At 27.6% G+C, this 16,945-nt stretch carries 13 protein-coding genes; 1 reads left to right on the forward strand and 12 read right to left on the reverse strand.

Features of this window, described 5'->3' with window-relative positions; all coding sequences use genetic code 11:
• Positions 1 to 472 precede the first annotated feature (472 nt).
• The 8 genes from BUB01_RS13255 to BUB01_RS13290 form a co-directional block, all read right to left on the reverse strand.
• Entirely contained in the window at positions 473 to 1,315 is an 843-nt protein-coding gene (locus tag BUB01_RS13255; protein ID WP_072988574.1) for a DegV family protein, read from the reverse strand.
• An 18-nt stretch (positions 1,316 to 1,333) separates the two neighbouring features.
• Positions 1,334 to 1,795, reverse strand: coding sequence for a tRNA (cytidine(34)-2'-O)-methyltransferase (locus BUB01_RS13260; protein WP_072988577.1), 462 nt, complete (start codon positions 1,793 to 1,795; stop codon positions 1,334 to 1,336).
• Positions 1,796 to 1,972: 177 nt separating this feature from the next.
• Entirely contained in the window at positions 1,973 to 2,806 is an 834-nt protein-coding gene (locus BUB01_RS13265) for a Cof-type HAD-IIB family hydrolase (RefSeq protein WP_072988581.1), read from the reverse strand.
• Between the two features lie 14 nt (positions 2,807 to 2,820).
• Positions 2,821 to 5,076 (reverse strand): transglutaminase TgpA family protein, encoded by a 2,256-nt coding sequence (locus BUB01_RS13270; RefSeq protein WP_072988585.1) that lies wholly within the window; start codon positions 5,074 to 5,076, stop codon positions 2,821 to 2,823.
• Positions 5,066 to 6,241 (reverse strand): DUF58 domain-containing protein, encoded by a 1,176-nt coding sequence (locus BUB01_RS13275; RefSeq protein WP_084108761.1) that lies wholly within the window; start codon positions 6,239 to 6,241, stop codon positions 5,066 to 5,068. Before BUB01_RS13275 ends, BUB01_RS13270 begins: the two co-directional genes overlap by 11 nt.
• On the reverse strand, positions 6,238 to 7,173 hold the full coding sequence (locus tag BUB01_RS13280; RefSeq protein ID WP_072988592.1) for an AAA family ATPase: 936 nt from the start codon (positions 7,171 to 7,173) through the stop codon (positions 6,238 to 6,240). The genes BUB01_RS13275 and BUB01_RS13280 overlap by 4 nt, the downstream gene beginning before the upstream one ends.
• Before the next feature lie 198 nt (positions 7,174 to 7,371).
• Positions 7,372 to 8,922, reverse strand: coding sequence for a VanW family protein (locus BUB01_RS13285; protein WP_072988595.1), 1,551 nt, complete (start codon positions 8,920 to 8,922; stop codon positions 7,372 to 7,374).
• 260 nt (positions 8,923 to 9,182) lie between these two features.
• Positions 9,183 to 10,193 carry a glycoside hydrolase family 25 protein gene (locus BUB01_RS13290; RefSeq protein WP_072988598.1) on the reverse strand — a complete coding sequence of 337 codons (1,011 nt, stop codon included), beginning with the start codon at positions 10,191 to 10,193 and terminating at the stop codon, positions 9,183 to 9,185.
• Positions 10,194 to 10,347: 154 nt separating this feature from the next.
• Here BUB01_RS13290 and BUB01_RS13295 point away from each other — a divergent pair, with 154 nt between their 5' ends.
• Positions 10,348 to 10,569 (forward strand): DUF1450 domain-containing protein, encoded by a 222-nt coding sequence (locus tag BUB01_RS13295; protein ID WP_072988600.1) that lies wholly within the window; start codon positions 10,348 to 10,350, stop codon positions 10,567 to 10,569.
• A gap of 105 nt (positions 10,570 to 10,674) precedes the next feature.
• Here the strand turns inward: BUB01_RS13295 and BUB01_RS13300 are convergent, their stop codons facing one another.
• From BUB01_RS13300 to BUB01_RS13315, 4 genes are all read right to left on the reverse strand, one after another.
• Complete coding sequence (locus BUB01_RS13300; RefSeq protein ID WP_084108764.1) at positions 10,675 to 12,225, reverse strand: sensor histidine kinase; 1,551 nt, start codon at positions 12,223 to 12,225, stop codon at positions 10,675 to 10,677.
• A complete protein-coding gene (locus BUB01_RS13305) occupies positions 12,215 to 12,925 on the reverse strand; it encodes a response regulator transcription factor (RefSeq protein WP_072988603.1) in 711 nt (236 codons plus the stop codon). The genes BUB01_RS13300 and BUB01_RS13305 overlap by 11 nt, the downstream gene beginning before the upstream one ends.
• Positions 12,894 to 13,538: a phosphatase PAP2 family protein gene (locus BUB01_RS13310; protein WP_084108767.1), complete on the reverse strand. Its 645-nt coding sequence runs from the start codon at positions 13,536 to 13,538 to the stop codon at positions 12,894 to 12,896. Before BUB01_RS13310 ends, BUB01_RS13305 begins: the two co-directional genes overlap by 32 nt.
• Positions 13,539 to 13,862: 324 nt before the next feature.
• Entirely contained in the window at positions 13,863 to 16,658 is a 2,796-nt protein-coding gene (locus BUB01_RS13315; protein WP_084108770.1) for an endo-beta-N-acetylglucosaminidase, read from the reverse strand.
• Between the last annotated feature and the right edge of the window lie 287 nt (positions 16,659 to 16,945).

A 16,945-nucleotide genomic window follows, 5' to 3' on the forward strand; every position in this document is an offset into this window, starting at 1 on the left:
TTATTTTTATTAATTATTCATTTTTTATTGATTATTTTTTGAAATTTTCTAAATTTTATTTTTTCTAAACGTTTTCTACTTAGAGTTTATTGCATAAAAATTAAACAAAACTATCACTATTAGTTATTTTTTGTGCAAAATTAAAGAAAACACTTACAGTATTTTTATATTATATACTCTTTTAATTAATATGTTTAAAATAAATATCAAATTACATTTTTTGTTTTAAATCATAAGTATAAATTTATTATACTTATCTATGATATAAAAATAGACTTACACAAATTTCCACTCTACTTTTTATTATTAAAGCATTATAAAATTTATGCAAGTCTTCTATCTTATCTCTATAATTTTCAAAAAATCAAAAATTAAATTCTAAATTAATGAAACTTTCATTAAGTGAGTATCCAAATTTTAAATTTGGATAATACGAACTTACTCCTATGAATGTATATGAATAGGAGTTTCATTAATAATCCTCTACAAAGAAAATTCCTGCTGCCTTAGGACCAGAATGAATACCTACTGTACAACCAACCTCAGCAGCTATATAGTCTATATTATTTTCTTCTAAATATATTTTCAAAGGGGTATATACATCTTCATTATCAGCACATAATAAAACAACAGCTTCATCTTCTTTTCTGCCTAAAGTTTCAAATGTTTCTATTATTGATTTTACAGCTTTTTTACTACCTCTAACCTTTGTTGATAAAGCCATTTTGCCATCATTAACCTCTAATATCAATCTTAATCCTAGCATACCACCTATAACTCCAGCTGCTCTTGAAAGCCTCCCGCCTTTAACTAGATTATCTAAACTTTCAAAGCTAAGTGCACTTTTAATATGTGGTATTATATCTATAAGTTCTTTTTCTATTTCTTTTATGCTTAGACCTTTTTCCTTTAACTTAATAGCCTTAAGAACTAATAACCCTAAACCTGATGTAACATTTAAAGAATCAATAATTACTATATCATCCTCAGCCTCAAGCATATCTCTTGCAATACACGCTGACTGAAAAGTTCCGCTCATATGAGACGAAAAATGTATAGATAAAATTTTATATCCTTCCTCTAAATATTTTTTATAACAATCATAAAATCTACTTGGAGTAACCTGAGCGGTTGTAGGTAGTACATCTTCTTTTTCCATTCTTGAAAATAAGGTTTTTGAATTTATTTCCAAACCATCCAAATAACTTTCTTCTCCAAAATTTATAAGTAGTGGTAATACTTCTACATCATGCTTACTTAGTATCTCTTTAGGAATATCTGCTGTACTATCTGTTATAATTTTTATCTTTTCCATTAATTATCTCCTAAATTTTTATTTCATATTTGGAAATCCTATTTGCCTTAAAGCCTCATATACTACTATCGATACTGTATTTGATAAATTAAGACTTCTTGTTGAGGAACTAATCATAGGTATTCTTATTCCATGATGATTATTATGTACCTCTTCTGGAACTCCAGAAGATTCCCTTCCGAACATTATAAAATCACCTTCTTCATATTTAACCTCATCATAATGATCAGTAGCATGAGTCGAAGATAAAAATATTCTAGCCCCTTTATGCTTATTTAAAAACTCCTCATAATTCTCATAAACCTCAAGATCTAAGTACTTCCAATAATCAAGCCCAGCTCTTCTAACTTTTTTTTCATCAAGATCAAATCCAAGTGGTTTAATTAAATGAAGCTTAGAATTTGTTAAAACACAAGTTCGTGCTATATTCCCTGTATTCTGTGGTATTTCCGGTTGATATAATACTATATTTAAATTCATGAATTTCCCTCCAAAAATAGATATTTTGCAATTATTAGCATTTAAATAGATATTTATCAAAATTAATATATCTTAAATCATTTATATACTATCTTATAATATTATTAACAACAAAAATAATCAAGTTTATATTAAAGCAATTTAAACTTGGTTATTATTCCAAGTTTAAATTGCTTTTTAACTTAATATAAATTTTTCTATTACCTTTGCAACACCATCATTGTCATTTGTATCTGTTATATAATTAGCCTTTTTCTTTAAACTCTCTATTGCATTCCCCATAGCCACACCAAGTCCTGCATATTCTATCATAGATACATCATTTTCATTATCACCTATGCAAATTACTTCTTCTCTCTTTATACCGTAATATTTAGCAAGCACCTCTACTGCTTGTCCTTTGCAAACACCTTCTGCATTTATTTCTATATTTAAATCACCTGAACTTGCTATTTCTAAACTAGGTATTTTCATAAGTTCCTCTTTAGCCTTATTGATACGATTAGCATTTGGATGAAATACTATAGCTTTTACTAAATTCCCGTCCATTTTTTTAAAAACATTGTACCACTTATCTTTATTTCCTATATATCTGCTTATAACAGGCATATCTTTAGGAAGTTTTCTTCCTATCGCTATATACGACATAAATTTATGAAATCTTGAACCTAAATAAACCTCATTATATGTGTGAAAATGTGGAACTAATTTATATTTAAGTAAAATATCTAATATCGACCTACATTGGTTCTCAGTTAATGTATTCATATATATTACATCACTTTTATCTTTTTCCCTTATGAATGCACCATTTGCAGCTATAACTGGTGATTTTACACCTAAAAGATTTGAATAATATGCTGCATTATTATATATCCTTCCAGTTGTTATAACTATATGAACACCTTTCTCATGAGCTTTTCTTAAACTTATCTTGGTTTCTTCTGATATTTTATGTTTACTATTTAACAAAGTTCCATCCATATCTATACATACTAATTTATATTTCATTTTTAACTCCTTTTTCATAAGTTAATTATTTTCCTTAAGTAATATTTTATTACTCCATCTTTCTTTTTTAAATATACTTTTAAATATTTATAAAATTCTTCTTTATTATAAACATTATACTCTAAGCCATAGGCCTCTTTATACACAGCATCTACAAGCTTTACAAGTTTCTCTCTAAGCTCTTCATCATCTATTGACTTTGCAAATTCCATATCTGTTTGATTACTACTTTTTATAATTTTATTTTTCTTCATAAGCTTTAAAGAATAAATATAAAGTGGTTTATTACTTTTAGTTTTTAATATATATTCAATCTTTTTATTACGTAAATACACCAAAACTGAAGCAATTAATATTAAAAATACTAAAGCTAAAATTTCAAAAATTAAATTATAGTTTTTGGTAGTACGTCCTTCTTTAATATCTGTTGGCTTATTTTCATACTTATTTTCTTTATCTTCTTTTTTATTATTAATATCATTATTAAAAACTTCTTTACCACTAATTTTATCATTTTCTTTAATTATCTCTTTATTTTTAAGTTTTTCATCATAAGGAGTTGGTGAAGTATCCATCTCAAGCCAAAACTTTTCATACCCAAAATAATTGCTTTTATCATCCGGAACTAATAAAACCTCACTCCATGCATGAGCATCTTCATTTGTTACTTTCATACTACCATCTTCAAGTATTCTTTCCTTTGAAATATCTGAAAGTTTGAACCCTTCAACATACCTTGTTGGAACTGATACTATTCTATTTAATATAGTATAAGCCGTTGCAAAATAAACACAATACCCCTTCTTTTCTTCAAATAGAAAATAGTCTACAAAATCACGACCTTCTGGAACCTCATTAACAGATGTAGTATATTTATAATTTTTTGTTAGATAATCTTTTATCTTTTGAGCTTTTTCATAATTTGTATTACAGCCTTCTACTATTTCATATGCTAACTTCTTAGTAGCTGGAGTTACAGTGTCTGGAATATATAAATTTTCCTCCATCTCTAAACTATAAGATGAATTGTCACTTTCCTTTGAAAACTTAATATTTTTCATATTTTCTTTTATAAAATTGCAATCTAAATATTTTACTGTATATGGTCTTTTTATAGGAATTTTACTGTAAAATATATTTGTATCTTTATCTACAAAAACCTCGTCCTCTTTTGAATCCTGATATGCTATTATAGAATAATTAGGTGAAAAAATTGAAGTTGTATTTACACCATCTGGATATATTGTAATATCCCTTTGAACACCACCCTTAGCTGTAGCTCTTTCAATAAAGCCTTGATTTGAAGTTACAGATGACTTAAAATCAAAATTTCTATTAAGCCACCTATCACCAGTATATTGTGTTTTAACATTACCTCTAAAATACACTGGCATTCCTGGCTCAAGTCCATTTACTCTAAAAGCCTCTTTATTATTTATATTTACAGATCCTCCAAGTTTTTTTTCACTATCTGAATATCCAGAATAAGAAATACTATATTGTTTTTTAGTCGAATTAATATTGTTCACATCTTTAGAATCTTTCACAAATTCATTTATACATTTATTATTAATATAATCACCATACTTCCCCACCTTATCTTTTGGAATTGTATTAGCTATAAATGTAAGTAATATGCTAGTAACTACAATTAAAGTATATACCTTTTTATTTGATATAGAATTTCTAATCCCCTCTCTTTTACAATTATCATTAATATTCATAAGTGTATTTAATGCTAGTATTATAAAGGAATATAATACCACCCAAATTACTAAACTCTTTATCTCTGTTTTATAATTTAAATACCAATAAGCTAGCAATAACATGTAATTTAAAAATAAGATTATATCTGTCAATTTATTTTTTATTAAGGAGTAATATACTGCCGTTATTATTGGTATAATTATAAAAAAAATGGTTCTATAATCAGAAATTTGCGTTGGTAAGCCTTTTGAAAGCTGGTCATTTATTTTTTGTATTGGATTTATTATATTATTCCATATGCTTCTTACTACTGTATCTCTAAACATTATCGTCGCTAGTAACATACAAACTAATATAACCATAGTAAATAGTAATTTTCTGTCTAATCTTTTAAGCTTATTATCATAAAATAATGCTATACCAATTCCAAACATGAAAAAAATTGTATTTATGACATATGAAAAGCCCTGTATAGAAAAACAACCTTTTATAATTGTAAGAGTTAATATAATGCAAATATAATTCAAAAGGAGTTTATTAACTTCATTATTTTCAAAATTCATCTTCTAATTCTCCTCCATCTAAACATCTTCTTATATTACAAAGTATTACTCCATTCTCTTTTAGTTTAAACATTTTCTCTTTATCAATATTAAAGGTAATATAAAAAACATTTATTATAAAGCCCCTTTTTATAATATCAAAAATACTTTCGTATATTTTATAATCTAATTGGTTAATTATTAAATAAACCCCATTAAATTCTTTCATTATTTCTTTAGAGCTATGAATTAGTTCAGCTATACTTAAATCACCTATACTATCATTATAAACCATATATTCTATCAACGATTTAAATTCTAAACCGTTATCTACCTCAAATTTCATAGTTTCCCTATTATTAACAAACATAGTACAACTTGTGTTATTTTTGATAAAAGTATTTACTAAAGACACTGAAAAATCAACTAATGTTTCCTCAAAACTATTATTATTATATAATTTATAATTCTCTTTACTCATATCTAGAAATATAGCTAATTCTTTACCTGATGTTTTATCATCTTCTTTTACATATAAGTCTCTTCTTTTAGCTGATACCTTCCAATTTATCTTCTTTAATGGATCTCCACTTCTATATCTTCTCATTTCTTTTATAGTATAATTATCTTCTATAAGTTTATTAGTCCCATTATTTTTTAATATATTTTGTCCACTTATAATTTCATAGCTTAAATTATATATTTTAGGATATACTTTTATATTAAACTCATCAGAATTTCTTCCCCTGAAACCCAATAACCCAAAGATATCTTTTGCAATATAACTAAATTCACCAATATTATATACTCCTCTTTTATTGAAATGTATATTATTAGTTATTAAAACTTCTTCCCTTGGAGCTAATGTAATTATTTCTCCTTTATATGTAGAATTTAACTTCGTTATACTTGAATTGTATATTTCTAAAAAGGGAATTATTAATATACCTCTATTTTTTATAATAAAATCAAAATTTTCATCTTCACCACAAACATACCTATATCTATTATTTAGATTTATTATACTTATCAAATTTTTGCTGTTAATAAAACTTATAAATGAATATAATAATGGTAATATAGCTATACAAATTAACATATAGCCAATTTGTTCTCCTTGAATATAAACAATTACAACAGTAATTATTAAAAATATTAAGTACCTAATCTTCCTATTATCCATCATTTCACCATTGGAGTTTCTGTATTTTTTAATATCTCTTCCATTATTCTTTCTTCTGTATATCCTTTAACCTTTGCTTCTTGTGACAATATAAGTCTATGGCTTAAAACACCTATAACATTATTCTTAACATCATCTGGTATTACATAATCTCTATCATCTATTAGCGCTTCAGCCATGGCTATTTTTTGAAGTGCCATAGCACCCCTTGTGCTTACCCCTAACTCTATATACTTCGAATTTCTAGTCTTTTCTACAATTTTTATTATATATTCATTAATCGTCCTATCAACCTTTATACCATTTATAGCTTCATAAAGCTCTTCAACGTCATTAGCTGTTGCAATAGCTATAATATCTTCCAAAGGTTTCTTATGTCTATAAATTTCCAATACTTTAACTTCATCATTAAAAGACGCATACCCCAGTCTTATCTTCATAATAAACCTATCAAGCTGAGCCTCTGGCAATCTATATGTTCCATCATAATCTATAGGATTCTGTGTTGCTAAAACCATAAACGGAGAGTTTAAATTATAGGTTTCTCCACCTTCTGAAATTTGCTTTTCTTCCATAACTTCAAGCAAAGCAGATTGTGTTTTAGGCGATGTTCTATTTATTTCATCTGCAAGCACTATGTTAGAAAATATAGGGCCTTTTTTAAACTCAAATTCTCCACTTTTTTGATTATAAATGGATACTCCTGTAATATCACTTGGCAAAAGATCTGGAGTAAATTGGATTCTACTATATTTTAAATCAAGACTTTTTGCTAAAGCTTTAACTAATGTTGTTTTACCAACACCTGGAACATCTTCTATTAAAACATGTCCTCCAACTATCATTGCCTTTATAATATCTATAACTTCTTTTTCTTTACCTATAACTACTCTACTAACATTATCCCTAATCTCTGCAATAACTTTATTTTCCATTGTGCCCTCCACTAAATTCAAAATATATTTAGAATAAACTTTTCTATTATAAATATTACGTTTTATAAATAAAATAGTCATATTATAATTCTACTATATTTAAAAATTTTATTCTATATTTTACCTTTAATGTTTCAATAAACCTTACAAAATACAAAAAAGCAACAAAGAGTTGCTTTTTTTGCATTTTCGTATATTTTATTGAGCTGGTGCTGGTGGTACTGCTTGTGCTGGTTGTCCCGATTGCTGCTGCCCTTGTTGCCCTGATTGTTGTTGTCCTGATTGTCCACCTTGTTGATTAGATTGCTGTTGTTGGTTAGATTCTGCAGGAGTCTGTGGTGTTGGCACTGGATCTGGTTTTTTAGTTCCAACTCTTAACACTCCATTAACTACTTGATAACTATCACTTGCTATTTTTTCTTTATTTATTTGGTTTCCATCTTGTTTAGTTATAAGATAAGATGTAACTTTATATCCCGCCACTGGATTCTTATCATAAGATTGTTGTCCTTCTGGCATATTAGGATCTTGCACTGTTGTTACATTAGGTTCTAATTTTTGAACACCTTCTGCAACTAATTCATAAGTTTTCCCACCCATACCTTCTTTATTTCCATATACATCAAACACTACATTTTTTCCACTTATATATCCACTAATATATATAGGAAAATCATAAGTATTTTTAAATTTATAATCAAGTGCTCCCCATACTACTGTTGCATCTAAACCTACTGGTGAATACGAAGCAGGCATTGAATGATTATGTCTTTCTGTGGATTTGATTCCTGCCCCTATTATAGCCCTATATAATGTTGTAGAAACTTGGCATACTCCTCCACCAATAACATCCTCTACTTTATCACCTACATAACCTTTTCCATTTTTAAAACCTCTTTCAGCCGTTCTTTCCCCTACAGTATTATTATAACTAAATTCTTCACCTGGCAATAATATTGTGCCATTAATTGAACCAGTTGCTATTTTAAGATTTACATCTCTACTTTCAGGATGAGAATTAGCTGCAAAGCTTGTACTAAACGAAGATATTTTTCCATTTACCTTTGCTAGCATACTCTTATCTACCTTAGGTGCTACCTCTTCCACAGGAACTTCTATTTCTATGCTTTCAGTAGTTTTTCCATTTATATTTTCCTTAATAAGCTTGTCCATTTGTTCTTCATTGATTTTGCGTCCATTTTCTCCATCAACTACATTTATAGATCCATCATTAAAACTTAAAGTAGCATTTTTAGGCTGTCTATTTACTTTTGATGTAAGTTGTTTTTCATATTCTTTTATCTTTTCAGTATCATACTTTAACTTTAAATCAAAGTTTTTCTTACTTTTACTATTTATCAACGAATTTTTACTATATAAATTACCTGACTTTCCATATTTAAATGCCTCTTCTACAGTTCCTTTAACATCAAATTCTGGTTTAAGTTCATTATAACTAATATCAAGTTTTTGATCTGATGCTTTAACTGTAAGCTTCTTATCTGCAATTATATTAGAAAATGTATTTTTTAATATAATTTCTGCTTCTTCTTTACTCTTACCAGACAAATCCACATTACTCACCATAACGCCAGGATATATCTTGTTTTCCCAAGATTTCACTTTGCTATTTACACTTAAAGTATATCCTGTAAAACCTACAACTCCAATTGCTAAAACAATAGCTGTACTAATTATTACTTTTTTATTTTTATTTAATTTAGGTGATTTATTTGTTTGTGCTTCCATTGCCCAACCTCCTATAATAATGCCTAAGTAATTATACTATAAAAATAGTATATAATAAATAAAATTAATTAAATTTATATAATTATTAAAATCTAAATTTTTAACATATTACTATTTTAACATCTAAATTTTACACAAATGTTAAATTTATAATACAAAAAAGAAAAAAGTATATAATTTTTTCATCTTGGTAATACATCCCAAATAATAAAAAACCATACACTTTTCCACAAATAATAACTTTTAAAAATAGCCTAAATTTATTTAATATAAATAAAATCATTACCTATATATATACCTGGTTCACTTGCATCACGCATTCTAATATCAGTTATAACAACCTTTGATCTTGTTTTTGAAACATCACCTACTGCATCAAATGCTTCTATAGATATTACTATAGGCTGTCCTTTTGGAAGCGAAAACTTAGATTTATTTATAACTAATGAATTCCCTAATTTCCCAACTGTACCAGCATACTCTGAATTAACAAAAACATTATATCCATACAAATCTTTGTCAGTATTCCTCTTCCATGTAACATATATTTTTGCATTATCCATAGTTGCAGCTAAACCCTGAACATTTCTAGGTGGTGTTAAATAATCTACGCTATTTGGTCCCCAATTTAGATCTACAGGTGGATCTACACCCTTAATATTCCCTTTTTCCGTATACTGCCATAATGTCCATTTTGTCCATCCTCCTACACTTGGTGGTACCTTAGGATTTGAAGGCACATCTACATACATAGCTATCCATAAAGGCATATTTTTTAATGGATAACCTTTACCAGGAACATTAAAATTGTCATATAAATTGATGAAAAATAAACCTGTATAAAGCATAAGCTTTCTTCTAGTTTTAGACTCGAAACGCTTTCTAAATCTATCTATCCAATTTACTAATTGTGTTGTTGTTATTGATTTATTAGCTGGTGTCTCTACATCAACTACTGGAAACAAATCTCCATAATCTTTATCTCCAAATCCTTGCTGTAGAACTTGTATAAAGGAATCACATTGCGCGTCTGCAGTTGTTAAATCTGCTGATGGAACTGCAAAATGATATGCTCCACAAGGTATACCGTAATCTCTGCATCCCTTAGCATATTCTATGAACTTTTTATCTACTCTAAACTTTCCTGTTGCTGATCCAGAACTTCTTAAGTATACAAAATCTGAATTACTTGCTAACACTTTAAAATCTACATTACTTTTATATTCATTTAAGTCTGGACCAAATGTACTAAACGGATTTTTATCCTGCATCTTTTCCCCTCTTAATAATTAAAGTGATACACTATATATACTATGTTTTTCTAATAAAGTTGTTACAAAAACTTCCCTAGCGATAATAATTATCTTTTAAAAACAAATATCTTATGATATAATTTATTAAAGTAATTTATATTGGAGGTTTAAAATGTCAGAAATCTTATTTTGTAGTAATAGTTTAGGCGTAGAAGAAGATGAAGTTATAGAAAAACTAAAACTTACATTACCAGACTCTGCAATAGATGTTTATGGTTGTTTAGGACATTGTTCTTGTTGTGGTGATACACCTTATGTATTAGTTGATAAAAATTATATTGAAGCTGAAACTCACGAAGAATTAATCAAAAAAATTGTTGTTGCAACTAAATAAAAATCCAGAATTCAGATTTAGTTATTTAAAATTACTCAAATAAATATAGATAAATAACAATTTTATTTGAACAAAATGGAGAGCACATATGAACTCTCCATTTTCTTATTTTATAATATCTAATTCTACTGAAAATGTTATTTTATTCTCAATACATTCTGCCCAAATATCTCCGCCATGAAGTGCCACTATATTTTTTGATATAGCAAGACCAAGACCACTACCAGTTGCACCAGTTGAGCTGGTTCTTGATTCATCTACTCTGTAAAATCTGTCAAATAATCTATTTAATTTTTCTCTTTTTATATTTTCTCCTTGATTAGTAACACTTATTATACACTTACCCTCTATAACAACTGTTGAAACCTCTACTTTTGAATCTTCATAAGAATACTTAAGAGCATTTGTTAATAAATTTTCAAAAACTCTAAGCATTTTATCAGTATCTAAGTTTGAAATTACTTTTTCTGATGTAAAATTAGTTTCTATTCTTTTATTTTTCTCTTCAAAAAGTGGTATCATTTCATCAACAAGTTGAGCTATAAATTCATTTAAGTTTATATTTACACGATTAAGCTTTATACCTGCATTTGTAAGTTTTGTGTATTCAAACAAATCATCTATTAAAACCTTTAATCTTTCAGCCTTACTAAAAGATATATTTAAATATTCTTTAAGTTGTTCTTCATTTTTGTACTTTCCATCCTTTGCAAGTCCTATATATCCCATTACTGATGTTAATGGTGTTCTTAAATCATGAGATACATTTGTTATAAGTTCATTTTTACTCACTTCAGCCATTCTTTCAGATTCTATTTTCTTTTGAATTTCAGTTGCCATAAAGTTTATATTATAAGCTAAATTTTCAAACTCATCTTTTCCTTTTAAATTTATCTTATAATCTAAATCGCCACTAGCAATTACCTTTAATCCATCTGATATTTCTTGAATATATTTCATTTTATTATTTGTTATATAAATAAATGAAACTATAAATGCTACTACTGAAAGTACTAAAGCTAAAAAAGAGTTATTTACATCATATATATCTGTTCTAACCTCTGCTGATGGATATCCAAATACAAATAAAAATGCCTTTTCTGAGCCTAATGTTACAGGAAAAAATACCATATTTTCTGTTTTTGAATTAGATTCATTATATTCTTTATTTTTTATTCCTATTTTTATAGCTTCATAAACATCTATTTCCTTCTGCGATACATTTTCTGTTCTATAAATAACTTTTCCATCTAAATCTGTTATAATAACCTTAAAATTTTCGCTTTTTAAAGAATTTCTTCCAATAATAGCCTTCATGGTCTCCTTATCAGATCTATTTAAATCCTTAGTTTCTATAAGTTCTTTTGCAAGCCTTGTAGCTCTTTCCGTTATATTTTGGTCATTATATTCTATATGCTTATACTCTCTCGTATTCTTTAAAAATTCATTAAAAATACTAAATGTAATTAACGATATAATAAAGCATATACCTATTACAACTACTAAAGAAAACCTTACACTTTCCTCCATCCTTCTTCTTATAAAAGCATATACTATTTTTATAGGTTTAAATATACGCCATCCAAACACCCATCTTATCAGCCTAAATCTCTTTTTTTCTTTCGTTACAACCTTTTTCTCTTTCTTATTTTTCAATTTTATAGCCTACCCCCCAAACAGTTTTTATATATTTAGGCTTTCTTGTATTTTCCTCTATCTTTTCTCTTATTTTTCTTATATGAACCATAACCGTATTGTCTGATTGCATAAACTCTTCCTTCCATACGCTCTCATATATATTTTCTATTGAAAATATCTTACCTTTATTTCTAGCTAAAAGTCCTAAAATATCAAATTCTGTTGGAGTTAATTTAATTTCCTTTTCTCCTATTTTAACTTCATGAGTATCAAAATTAATTATTAAATCATCTACTTCTACAATATTAGCTTTATATGCTTCTCTTTGTTCTGAAAAATTATTATTTAACCTAGTATACCTTCTTATTTGAGATTTAACTCTTGCAATAAGCTCTAATGGATTAAATGGTTTAGTTAAATAATCATCAGCTCCTGTTGTTAATCCCATAATTTTATCCATATCTTCAGATTTTGCTGAAAGCATTATTATTGGTGTATTATTCTCTTCTCTTATCTTCATGCATGCAGCTATTCCATCTAACTTTGGCATCATTACATCTAAAATGATTAAACTAACCTGATTATTTACCAAAATGTTAAGAGCTTCTTCCCCATCTGCCGCCTTCAAAGTCTCATAACCTTCATTTTTTAAGTATATATCTAAAAGATCTCTTATTTCCTTTTCATCATCTACTATAAGTATAGTCTCTTTGTTCATTTTGAATAAATCTCCTTCCTATTCTATTAATAATTATATAAATAGCTACTGAAAGTTCTATAGCAACTAAAACATCTAAAATAACATGTTGCTTTACAAATAAAGTTGATAAAATAATAAGAATTCCAATTATATTTATTATCCCCCCATATATTTTACCTAAGCTCTCTTCTTTACTTAAACTTATCATCATTATAGAAGTAGTAAATACATGAATGCTAGGAAAACAATTATATGGCAAATCATTTTTGTAAGTAAAATTTACTAGTACAGAAAAAAAGTCATTTCCTATAATACTAGGTCTTGGAACTGTGGTTTGAAAAAATGTATATATAGTATAACAAACTAAGAGTCCCACAGATAACCCTATAACTGCTTCATAATATGAATGTATATTGTGAAATAGTAAGTAAAAAAGCCCGAAAATTATAAATATATACCATATATCATAAGCCAATATAAATTCTTTAATAAATGGAATTTTTTTATCATAGTCACTAACTAATACTATAACATTTCCATTTGACTTGTTAAATACTCTATACGCTAAACTTATAGCAACATATATAAGCATGAAAGATGCATGTTTTGTATAATATTTGACTTTATCCAACTATCTTCCCTCCCCATAAAACTATAATAATTGTTTTCAATATATTTTTTCATAATGTACTTTAATTATAGAATACAATTCTTAATTTATTAATTTATATATTCTTAATATTTTATTAAGAGTATAACTTTAACAAAGGAGAACTTTTAGATCTTTTACTCTGCTGTAATAACCAAAGTCATCAAAAATTTTTATTATACTCATTAGCTTTTTAAAAAGAAACTTCTATATAAAAAAAAGACTATGTTAATCCTTATTTTAACATAGTCTTCTTATTTTTTCCTTTATTTAAGTAATCTTTTGTACTTTATAATATATTTTAACTTAAAAACGTATTGTTGTTGGTTTTGATATATTTCCAGCATAATCTTCTAATATAATTTCCATTGTTCCAGTATTAGATGGAAGAGTTACTTTCATATTATTTTTTCCTCTTGTTGCTTCATTTGTAGTACCTGCAAAACGTGATGTAAATTTAACAACTTTTCCATTTACCTTTACATACATCTTCCACCAATCTACTGAATCTGGAGATTGAAATATAGCATATCTTCCACTAATACTAACTTTATTTGTGTCGTATGAATCTATAAATGTATCTTTCATTTTTCCTGTAGTTTTCATAGGCTCAGTTTTAGAACCATCATTTAAAATTGTTTTTATAGACACTTCATATTTTTCTCCTTGTTGTCTTGGAACTGAAATTTGAGTAGCCGTAGTGCCTTTATCTACCACCTTAGTAAACACTTCTTTATCATTGTTTTCAAGAATGGACACCTGAATTTCAACAGCTTTATAATCATTCTTAGGGTTTTCCCATGAAAGGCTTAAACTACCTACACCCTTGGATTGAGTAATTATTCCAGTCGATGATTTTTCTTCTTCAACCTTTATGTTGCTTACTTTATTCTTGAAATCATAATTTATTTTTGCAGGTTCACTCTTAGAACCATCTTTACCAATAGCAATCAACTCAAGTGTTACATTATCTTTTTCATTTTCTAAAGACTTAATATATAATATGTTATCATAAATACTGCCTACATGTACTCTCTTGCCACTTGATAGATTTGCATATACTTCATATTTATTAACTGAATTATAATCTGCAATATCCCACTTTACTATCATCTCATCGTCAGTTAAAGCCTTATCTACCTTAAAACCTGTAGGAGACTTTGGAGTATTATCTTTTCCATCTGTTATTTTTATTTCTCCTATATTCATTTGATAGTTATTAACTACTGTTTTTAGTGGATTAAATGCTAGCCCAATAGTTACAATCTTTTTACCTTTATAAGCACTTAAATCTAGTTCTCTTTCTACCCATCCATCTGTTTTATCGCCAGAATTAGGTATAGAAATATATTCCACTTTGCTTGGATTATCTTTTAATATAAGACCAACCTTCATTTCACTTCCATCAGATATAGAAGATTTATTGTATGCAATAGAAAGCTTTGATTTATCTTTTACATCTAAATCTGTTTTGTATAACCTTAAGAAATTTTCACTTTCAAGACTTCCTGCTACAACTAATGAACTTCCACCATTATAACCACCATTTTTTTTATATTTATAAGCCTCAGTATAATATTTTTCACCATAATCAAAATCTACTTTTAATTTATTATCTTGTTTAGAGGAATCTATCCACCATTGCCAAGTTGGAAGAATATCTTGAATATTAATATTTGACCACTCATTATCTGAACTTACCTTACCATTTGTAAAATATTGCATACCATGACCTGTATTAAAATTAGTATAAAAAGTTGAACCTTTTATAACCGAACGCTCACTTGCAAAATCTGCAACACCAACCCAACCACTAGAATCCTTGACACCTACTTCTGGTCTACTTGCACCAGGAATATTGCCAGTTTTTAAAGGATTGCTTAAAACACCTGAAAAATACATTCTTTCTCTTTCAGCTATCATCCATTGATATTTAGAATCTCCTTCAACACTTTTCCCCTGTATTCCTAAGTCATTATCAAGACCTCTTTGATAAAAATCACTAGGTGTAAATAACGCTACACTTCCCTTAAGATTTTTTGTACCATTTTCATAAAGTAAAGGTACATTAGCACTTGAATGCCCTCCATTAAACTTGTTTTGGTTTGCCTCAACTCCATAAAATACCTCTTTAAATTGGTCTACTCCATTAGTCTTACAATAATTAGTATTACTATCTACATAACTAGGCCATCCATAGTTTACAAACACAGAATTTTGAATACGTTTACTTTTGCCATCGATAGAAGATTTAAGCCATTGTGCTTTACTATCATTCATTTCACTATTAGTATCATAAAATTGTGTCCATAATCCTGCCTCTGTTAACCTTGCTAAGAATTTCTTTTGTAATTCTCTATCTTTTGGTGCCTCTTCACAATTAAAGAAATATCCATCATATCCAAAATACTTAGCCATTTCAATTAACTTTTCTGCAACAATAAATTTACCATCTTTATCTTGAATAAATATTTCATTTATTGTTTGTCCTGCACGAAAAGCCTGATCAAAATAAATACACGCCACTGATTTCACGCCATTTTTATGTGCTGCATTAGTGTATGCAGGGTTTGGAATATTTAATATTCCAAATTCAAAATATCTCTTTTGCCATCCATTAGGGTCTTTAAGTTCATTCTGCCAATCATATAAGTTTTCTGGTACATGTGCAGTTGTTGCTCCATGCCAAGGAGAAAAATAATCTACATACTGCCAAAAATTTAATGTATGATAACCAAATGTATTATTATACATCATCCCATCAACAAACGCATTTCCATAATCCCCCTGCATCAGCATAACCTGAGCATCCGAATTTAAATTCGGATTTGCTTGTGTAGGCTTAAAAGCTTCATTACGTTTCTGTAATGGAATTTGTGAACGTAAAAATTGAGCATCTACATCTGTTTCAGGACTCCAATCACGAATATCCCAAACTCTGTAACCTGAGAATTTAGGCTGATTCTTTTCCCTTGCCTTTTCACCTTGCATTGGTAATGAATCGCTAGCATAACTGTTTATAGAATTCGAAAGTACTATTGAAGTTGTCATTGTTAATGCCATAGTAATTGACATCATGTTTCTAATCTTTTTATTATTCAAACTTTACACTTCCCTTCTTTAACACTAATACGTATAAGCATATAAGTAAACTTCATCACAAGTAACTATGAAATAGCCCCTAGCTTTCTCTCCCCCCTTACAGAGCCTTGTACTTTTACATATAATTACACAACTTAATTATATTTTTTCCCATAATTTATTCATAGTGGACTTTTTCTACATTCAATGTAATATTTTCATATAATACAATATACTTTCTTTTAACTTGATAAAACTTCATCATTTAAAATTATAAACTTTTATATTAATATTATTTTCTATTAGTA

Origin of the sequence: Clostridium cavendishii DSM 21758, from assembly GCF_900141845.1 — a bacterium.
Lineage (GTDB): Bacteria > Bacillota > Clostridia > Clostridiales > Clostridiaceae > Clostridium_AG > Clostridium_AG cavendishii.